Raw genomic sequence first — 7,078 nt, forward strand, 5'->3', positions numbered from 1 at the left:
GCTCGGGGGACGGGGCCGGCTCGGACAAGGGACGCTCCTCGATCACAGGGTTTCGTCACTGTAGGGCCCATCAGGTGTCCGTCGCCGCCCCGGTTGTCCTTTCGGTCATGCCGCCCCGGCCGATCGGCGCGGATCGAACCTTTGGCGGCTCGCGGCCGTACCAGTGCGCGGGAGGTCGATCACATGGCCGCACGTCGCGCGCTCGCCGCGCTCGCCGCCGTCGCCGCGACGGTGCCGCTGACCGCCGCGCCGGCCGCGGCGCACGGTGCGCCGACCAGCCCGCTGAGCCGGGCCGCCGCGTGCGGGCCCGAGGGTGGCCGGGCGCAGACGCCCGCCTGCCGGGCCGCGGTCGCCGCCGGAGCGGCGGTACGCGAGTGGGACAACATCCGGGTGGCGCGGATCGACGGGCGGGACCGGGAACGCATCCCGGACGGGGAGCTGTGCAGCGGCGGGCTGTCCGCGTACCGGGGACTGGACCTGGCGCGCGCCGACTGGCCCGCCACCACGCTCACAGCCGGGGCCCGGCACACGTTCCGCTACCGCACCACCATCCCGCACCGGGGCACGTTCCGGTACTACGTCACCACCGGCTCGTACTCGCCTCGGCGTTCGCTGACCTGGGCGGATCTGGAGGAGAAGCCGTTCCTTCAGGTCACCGACCCGCCGATCCGCGCGGGCGCGTACGAGATGCGGGGGCGGCTGCCGGCCGACCGTAGCGGCCGGCACATCGTCTATGTGATCTGGCAGAACTCGGACACCCAGGACACGTACTACTCCTGCTCGGACGTGATCTTCCGGGCGGCACGCGGTGCGTCGGACGCGTCACCGGCAGCGCCGAAGGCGAGCGCGTCGCCTCCGCGTACCCTCGCCGTTCCGGCGGCCGACGACGAGCCGGCGGTGCCGGTCGCGACGGTGACCGACGGCGGACCGCTGTCCCGGCCGCTCCTGGTCGGCGCGGCGGCGCTCGTCGTCGCGCTGCTCGCGGCGGCGGTGGTCGGACTGCGGCGGACCGGCGGGCCGCCGCCCGGGCGGCCGTGCGGTGTCCGCAACCACCGCGCCGGGCGGCGCCGCATCTGGTGACTCAGCCGAGCAGGCGCTCGATCTCGGCCAGGTCGTCCCCGGCGAGGTCGAGGTTGTTCAACGCGGCCACGTTGCCCTCCAATTGCCCGACGCTGCTCGCGCCGATGATGAGGCTGGTCATGCGCGGGTCGCGCAGCGCCCACGCCAGGGCGAGCTGGGCCAGGGTCTGCCCGCGCCGCTGCGCCACCGCGGCGAGCCCCCGGACCGTCGCCATCGTCTCGTCGTCGAGGTCGCTCTCGTTCAGGAAGACGCTCGTGCGCACCCGGGAGTCGGCCGGGATGCCCTTCAGGTAACGGTCGGTGAGCAGGCCCTGGGCGAGCGGGCTGTACGCGATGCAGCCGGCACCGACGCGCTCCAGCGTGTCCAGCAGGCCGTCGCTCTCCGTCCAGCGGTTCATCATCGAGTACGACGGCTGGTTGATCAGCAGCGGCGTGCCCAGGTCGTGGAGGATCGCGGCGGCCCGCTCGGTCTGCTCCGAGTCGTAGTTGGAGATGCCGACGTAGAGCGCCTTGCCGGAGCGGACGATCGCGTCGAGCGCGCCCATCGTCTCCTCCAGCGGGGTCTCCGGGTCGAACCGGTGCGAGTAGAAGACGTCGACGTAGTCCAGCCCGAGGCGGCGCAGCGACTGGTCCAGCGACGAGATCAGGTACTTGCGCGAACCCCACTCGCCGTACGGGCCGGGCCACATCAGATAACCGGCCTTGCTGGAGATCACCAGCTCGTCCCGGTACGGCTTCAGGTCGGTGGCGAGCAGCCGGCCGAAGTTCTCCTCCGCCGAACCGGGCGGCGGGCCGTAGTTGTTCGCCAGGTCGAAGTGGGTGATGCCGAGGTCGAAGGCGCGGCGGACGATGTCGCGCTGCCGCTCGAAGGGGCGGTCCGGTCCGAAGTTGTGCCACAGGCCGAGGGAGATGACAGGCAGCTTCAGCCCGCTCCGGCCGGTGCGCCGGTAGATCATCTCGTGGTAACGGTCGTCGCTGGCGAGGTAGGTCACCAGGCCATTCTGTCCGGACCGGAGTGCGCACGCAGCAGCCCGGGTACGTTCGGCCTCATGCGTTACGTGCGGCTCGACACCCCCAAGCCCATCTCCAAGATCGGCCTCGGCACCTGGCAGTTCGGCTCCAAGGAGTGGGGCTACGGCCCCGAGTACGAGCGCCGCGCCGCCGAGATCGTCCGGCGGGCGCTCGACCTGGGCGTCACCCTGTTCGACACCGCCGAGCTGTACGGCTTCGGCCGCAGCGAGCGCATCCTCGGCGCGGCCCTGGGCGACGACCGGGCCAAGGTCGTGGTCGCCACCAAGATCTTCCCGTTGCTGCCGGTCGCCCCGGTGGTGCAGCAGCGCGCGGTCGCCTCCGCCGCCCGGCTCGGCGTCGACGGCATCGACCTCTACCAGGTGCACCAGGCCAACCCGGTGGTCGCCGACACCACCACCATGCGCGGCATGCGCTCGTTGCAGGACGTCGGGCTGGTCGGCGAGGTCGGCGTCAGCAACTACGGCCTGCGCCGGTGGCGGTTCGCTGAGGCTGCGCTGGGCCGCCGGGTGCTGAGCAACCAGGTCCGCTACAGCATGATCGACCGCGGCCCCGAGGAAGACCTCATCCCGTACGCGGAGCAGGCCGGCCGGATCGTCATCGCGTACTCGCCGCTGGCGCAGGGTTTCCTCTCCGGCCGCTACGACGCCACGAACCCGCCCGCCGGGGCGGTACGCCGGGCCAACCCGTACTTCCTGCCGGAGAACCTGGAACGCGGCACCGCGCTGATCGCCACGCTGCGCGAGGTCGCCGACGCGCACGACGCCACGCCGAGCCAGATCGCGCTCGCGTACGTGCTGCGGCACCCGAACGTGGTGGCCATCCCGGGCGCCTCCGGGGTCGAGCAGATGGAACGCAACGCCGCAGCCGCCGAGATCGACCTGGCCGACGACGAGTACGCCGCACTGGTGGCCGCCGCGCACGCGTTCCGCCCGGTCACCGGGCTGGCCGCCGTACCCCGGATGGTCCGCGCCCGCCTCGGTAAGTGAGTGGCGTTCCGGCGGCTTCCCTTGTCGCGACATCGACGACGGAGGCCGCCGGTCATCGGAGCGCGCTAGCGTGGGTCGGGTGACCGCTCCCAACCAGGTTTCCCCGGTCCCGCCCGCCGACCTGCCGAGCACGCTCGGCGAGCTGCGCGCGGCCGGCCACCGCTACCGCACGGTCAAACAGGAACTCCGAGACAACCTCCTCGCCCGGATGGGCTCCGGCGAGGACCGCTTCCCCGGCATCGTGGGCTACGAGGACACGGTGCTGCCCGAGGTCGAGCGCGCGCTGCTCGCCGGGCACGACATGGTGCTGCTCGGCGAGCGCGGGCAGGGCAAGACCCGGCTGATCCGTTCGCTCGGCGCGCTGCTGGACGAGTGGACCCCGGTGATCCCCGGCTCGGTACTCAACGAGCACCCGATGCACCCGCTCACCCCGGCGTCCCAGGCGCTCGTCGACTCGGCCGGCGACGACCTGGCGATCGGGTGGCTGCACCGCTCGATGCGGTACGGCGAGAAGCTCGCCACGCCGGACACCAGCGTCGGTGACCTGATCGGCGACGTCGACCCGATCCGCCTCGCCCAGGGGCGCACGCTCGGTGACCCGGAGACCATCCACTTCGGGCTCGTACCGCGTACCAACCGGGGCGTCTTCGCCGTCAACGAGCTGCCCGACCTGGCCGAACGCATCCAGGTGGCGCTGCTCAACGTGCTGGAGGAACGCGACATCCAGGTCCGCGGCTACCAGCTACGGCTGCCGCTGGACCTGCTGCTGGTGGCCAGTGCCAACCCGGAGGACTACACCAACCGGGGCCGGATCATCACGCCGCTGAAGGATCGGTTCGGCGCGGAGATCCGTACGCACTACCCGCTCGACCTGGACCTGGAGCTGGCGCTGATCCGGCAGGAGGCCGACCTGGTCGCCGTCGTGCCGGAGCACGTGCTGGAGGTGCTGGCCCGGTTCGCCCGCGACGTGCGGGAGTCGCCGTCGGTCGACCCGCGCTCCGGTGTGTCCGCCCGGTTCGCCATCGCCGCCGCGGAGACGGTGGCCGCCGCCGCGTTGCGTCGTTCGGGTCTGCTGGCCGGTGCTTCTGCCGGCGCTGGTGCCTCGGGTGGGGCGGCCGGGTCGGCGTCCCGGCCGGAGGCGCCTGTGGCCCGGATCGGGGACACCGTGTCGGTGACCTCCACCCTGCGCGGCAAGGTCGAGTTCGAGAGCGGCGAGGAGGGACGCGAGATCGAGGTGCTCGCGCACCTGCTGCGTACCGCCACCGCCGAGACGTTCCGCGCCCGGCTCGCCGGGCTCGACCTGTCCGGCTTCACCGCGATCGTCGCCGAGGGCGGCGCCGTCGAGACCGGCGAACTGGTCTCCTCGTCCGAGCTGCTACGCCAGGTCGGCACCGTGCCGGGGCTGGCCAAGGTGCTCGACCGGCTCGGGCTCGGCGACGCGCCCAGTCCGGAGGAGGCGGCCGCCGGCATCGAGTTCGTGCTGGAAGGGCTGCACCTGACCCGCCGGCTCGGCAAGGACGTCACCGACTCCGGGCGCACCGTCTACGGGGACCGGGACTGACAGTGGCCGGCGGCAACCGCTTCCGGTACGGGCAGTGGCGCGGCGGACCCGACCCGCTCGCCCCGCCGTACGACGTACGCGCCGCTGTGGACGCGGTCGGCTCGGACGTGCTCGCCGGCGGCAGCCTGCGCGAATCGCTGCGCGAGCTGCTGCGACGCGGCCCGCAAGGGCGCGGCGGGCTCGACGACCTGGCCGCCCGCGCCCGCCGCCTGCGCCGGGAGGCACTGCGCCGGGGCGACCTCGACGGCGCCGTCACCCGGGCCCGGGCACTGCTCGACCAGGCGCTCGCCGCCGAACGCGACGAGCTGCGCGGCCGCGACGGCGACGACGCCCGGTTCGCCGAGGCCGTGCTCGACAACCTGCCCCGCTCCACCGCCCGCGCGGTGTCGGAGCTTTCCGAGTACGACTGGGCCAGCGCGGAGGCGCGGCAGACGTACCAGCGGATCCTCGACGGGCTGCGCGGCGACGTGCTGGAGCAGCGATTCGCCGGGCTGCGCGACGCGGCCCGGGCCACCGCCGACCCGGCCGTCCAGCGGCGGCTCGCCGAGATGATGCGCGACCTCAACGACCTGCTCGCCCGGCACGCCCGCTCCGAGGACACCACCGACGCGTTCGCCGAGTTCATGCGCCGCCACGGCGAGTTCTTCCCGGAACGCCCCAGGGACGTCGACGAGCTGATCGACGTACTGGCCCGGCGGGCCGCCGCAGGTGAGCGGCTCATGCGGTCGCTGTCGGACCGGCAACGTGAGGAACTCGCCGGGCTGATGCGCCAGTCGCTCGGCGACCGGCTCTCCGGTGAACTGTCCCAGCTCGACGCGCACCTGCGGTCGCTGCGGCCGGACCTGAACTGGCAGCGCGGCGAGCGGGTCCGCGGCGACCAGCCCCTCGGCTACGGCGAGGCCACCGGCGCGCTGGACGAGATCGCCGAACTCGACGAGCTGCTGGACTCCCTCGACCAGGACCAGCCCGGCGCCACACTCGACGACGTCGACGTGGAGGCGGTCGCCCGTACGCTGGGCCGGGACGCCGCCGACGACGTACGCCGGTTGCAGGAGCTGGAGCGCGAACTGCGCCGCCAGGGCTGGGTCACCCGCGACGCGGACGGGCTGACGCTCAGCCCCAAGGCGCTGCGCCGGCTCGCGAGCACTGCGCTGCGGCGCGTCTTCTCCGACCTGACCGCCGGCCCGCGCGGCCGGCACGACCTGCGCACGGCGGGCGCCGCAGGCGAGGTGAGCGGGGCGTCACGCCCCTGGGAGTACGGCGACGAACAGCCGCTTGACGTGGTGCGCACGCTCACCCGGGCGGTACGACGGGCCGGTCCCGGAGTGCCGGTGCCGCTCGCGGTCGAGGACTTCGAGGTGGTGGAGACCGAACGGCGGGCGTCGGCGGCGGTGGTGCTGTGCGTCGACCTGTCGTACTCGATGATCTCGCAGGGCCGCTGGGGTCCGATGAAGCAGACCGCGCTGGCCCTGTCGCACCTGATGGCGACCCGGTTCCCGCAGGACGCGCTGCAGATCGTCGGCTTCGGCCGGGAGGCGATGCCGCTGACCCAGCAGGAGCTGGCGGCGGTGGAGCCGGACATGCAGCAGGGCACCAACCTCCAGCACGCGCTGCGGATCGCCGGGCGGCACCTGCGCCGCCACCCGGGTGCCGAGCCGGTGGTGCTGGTGGTCACCGACGGCGAGCCGACAGCGCACCTGGACCCGGAGGACGGCGAGGCGTACTTCCACTGGCCGCCGCTGCCGGAGACGATCTCGGCGACGATCCGGGAGGTGGACCGGCTGACCCGGTATGGCGCGACGCTCAACCTGTTCATGCTGGGCGACGATCCAGGGCTGCGCCGGTTCGTGGATGCGGTGGCGCGGCGTTCGGGTGGCCGGATGTTCACCCCGGACCTGGACGACCTGGGCGAGTACGTCGTCTCCGACTACCTACGCGCCCGCCACGGCCGTCGCTGAGCTTGCGCCCGCGCGCCTGCGCTCTCGCGTCCTCTCGCCCGCGCGCTCTCGCCCGCGCGCTCTCGCGCTCTCGTCGATCTTGGAGTTGTGGCGCCCATGATGCCCGGTTTGCGGCTTTAGCGAGGTGCCACAACTCCAAGGTCGGCGGGCCTCTCCTGGAGCCTTGGCGAGTCCTCGTCAGCTCGGGCACAAGAGCCGCCCGGGATCCCCCGGGGCATCCGCGATCTTGCACTTTCGTACCCCGCAACCGCGCGAATGGGGCATCTGAAGGGCTCGAACCGCAAGATCGCGCAGGTGATCCGGTGTGCCGTCCTCTCGCCCGGGTCGGCCCCGCCTGGCTCGGGGTCGATCATGAAGTTGGCGGTGTTTGGTGTCCGGTTTGTCGGCGTCAACTTCATGATCGACGGCGCGAGGTGCGGGGCGCGGGAGTGTTGTGACCGTGTGGGCGGGGGTGTCCGGTTC

Annotated in this window: 5 protein-coding genes; 4 read left to right on the plus strand and 1 reads right to left on the minus strand. The window is 73.0% G+C overall.

All coding sequences use genetic code 11. The annotated features are described in order from the left end of the window. Window positions 1-183: 183 nt before the first annotated feature. A complete protein-coding gene (locus tag ABD52_RS35025; protein WP_047894555.1) occupies window positions 184-1,080 on the plus strand; it encodes a lytic polysaccharide monooxygenase in 897 nt (298 codons plus the stop codon). Window position 1,081: 1 nt separating this feature from the next. Here the strand turns inward: ABD52_RS35025 and mgrA are convergent, their stop codons facing one another. After that, window positions 1,082-2,071 carry an L-glyceraldehyde 3-phosphate reductase gene (mgrA, locus tag ABD52_RS35030; RefSeq protein WP_047894556.1) on the minus strand — a complete coding sequence of 330 codons (990 nt, stop codon included), beginning with the start codon at window positions 2,069-2,071 and terminating at the stop codon, window positions 1,082-1,084. Window positions 2,072-2,128: 57 nt separating this feature from the next. Between mgrA and ABD52_RS35035 the strand changes: the two genes are divergently transcribed. The 3 genes from ABD52_RS35035 to ABD52_RS35045 all read left to right on the plus strand — a co-directional run bounded on the left by ABD52_RS35035 (window position 2,129) and on the right by ABD52_RS35045 (window position 6,616). Then, window positions 2,129-3,097 (plus strand): aldo/keto reductase, encoded by a 969-nt coding sequence (locus ABD52_RS35035; protein ID WP_047894557.1) that lies wholly within the window; start codon window positions 2,129-2,131, stop codon window positions 3,095-3,097. A 70-nt stretch (window positions 3,098-3,167) separates the two neighbouring features. Then, window positions 3,168-4,658, plus strand: a complete 1,491-nt coding sequence (locus ABD52_RS35040; protein WP_047894558.1) for a magnesium chelatase — start codon at window positions 3,168-3,170, stop codon at window positions 4,656-4,658. 2 nt (window positions 4,659-4,660) lie between these two features. Beyond that, complete coding sequence (locus ABD52_RS35045; protein WP_047894559.1) at window positions 4,661-6,616, plus strand: VWA domain-containing protein; 1,956 nt, start codon at window positions 4,661-4,663, stop codon at window positions 6,614-6,616. Window positions 6,617-7,078: the final 462 nt, after the last annotated feature.

It is taken from the genome of Micromonospora sp. RV43, from assembly GCF_001029515.1.
In the GTDB taxonomy this organism is placed as follows: domain Bacteria; phylum Actinomycetota; class Actinomycetes; order Mycobacteriales; family Micromonosporaceae; genus Micromonospora; species Micromonospora aurantiaca.

Coding starts and splice junctions, on each gene's coding strand:
- ABD52_RS35025 (WP_047894555.1), top strand. CDS start 184: ATGGCCGCACGTCGCGCGCTCGCCGCGCTCGCCGCCGTCGCCGCGACG.
- ABD52_RS35035 (WP_047894557.1), top strand. CDS start 2,129: ATGCGTTACGTGCGGCTCGACACCCCCAAGCCCATCTCCAAGATCGGC.